The organism is Bacillus sp. FSL R5-0416 (assembly GCF_037975425.1).
Taxonomy (GTDB): Bacteria; Bacillota; Bacilli; order Bacillales; family Bacillaceae; genus Bacillus; species Bacillus subtilis.
This window is the reverse complement of the sequence record NZ_CP150252.1, coordinates 1,804,802-1,805,608: the sequence shown is the minus strand read 5'-3', so window position 1 is coordinate 1,805,608 and position 807 is coordinate 1,804,802. Positions and strand designations below refer to the sequence as shown.

Annotated in this window: 1 protein-coding gene; it reads right to left on the bottom strand. The window is 43.5% G+C overall.

The features are described from left to right. Positions 1 to 45: 45 nt before the first annotated feature. Complete coding sequence (locus NYE20_RS09550) at positions 46 to 795, bottom strand: polyketide synthase (RefSeq protein ID WP_021479258.1); 750 nt, start codon at positions 793 to 795, stop codon at positions 46 to 48. Between the last annotated feature and the right edge of the window lie 12 nt (positions 796 to 807).

Sequence of the window (807 nt, the reverse complement as noted above, 5' to 3'; positions counted from 1 at the left end):
CACGCTGCCTCCATTTCACCTGCAAAATTTTATATATATTTTCAGTTAATTACCATATAAGCCTTTGATTCTACTTTTGACTTCTTCATGATGAAATGTTTTCTCATGCATCATCAGTTCCTGTTCAATGACGCGCGGCAGCTGATCGCGAAGCGGGGCAACCAAATGATCTTTCAGTGTAACCAGTGAGTTTCTCGGCTTTTCCGCCAGTTCTTGCGCCAGCTCCACTGCATAATTTAACACTTCTGCACGGGGCAGCACCTTAAAAGGAACCCCTCTTTTTTCAAGATCAGCTCCGCGGTAGCTGCCCGCATTCAATAATATTTCCTGGGCCAGGCTGAAACCCAGTTTTTTAGGAACGATAAAGGTAGCGCCCATTCCAGGCGTAAATCCGTATTTCATAAAATTAGCCGTATACACGCTTTCTCTGCTCAGAATGACAATGTCAGCAAAGAGCCCCATGACAAAGCCGCCTCCAATTCCATGGCCCTGCATTGCCGCAATAACTGGAATCTCACAATCCAGCGCCAGAGAATAAAGATTGTCATCAGTGAACTTGGTCAATCCCTGTTGAATTCGAAGCAGTCCTTCTTGCGTTCCTCCTGAAGCAAAATAATTATCATATCCTGTCAAAATAACCGCTTTGTATTTGGGGTTCTGCCGTATGTATTCAAACGCTTGAATTAAACCATCTGTAAGTTCTTGTGAAAACGCGTTTTTATGAGTGCGATCTTGCATCTTTACCTGAATAATGGCGGATTCAATTTCGATAAGCTCTACAACAGAATGCGTCATGATGTCCTCCTA

Excerpts from the sequence above, each read along its gene's own strand:
- NYE20_RS09550 (WP_021479258.1), bottom strand. The coding sequence starts at position 795 with ATGACGCATTCTGTTGTAGAGCTTATCGAAATTGAATCCGCCATTATT.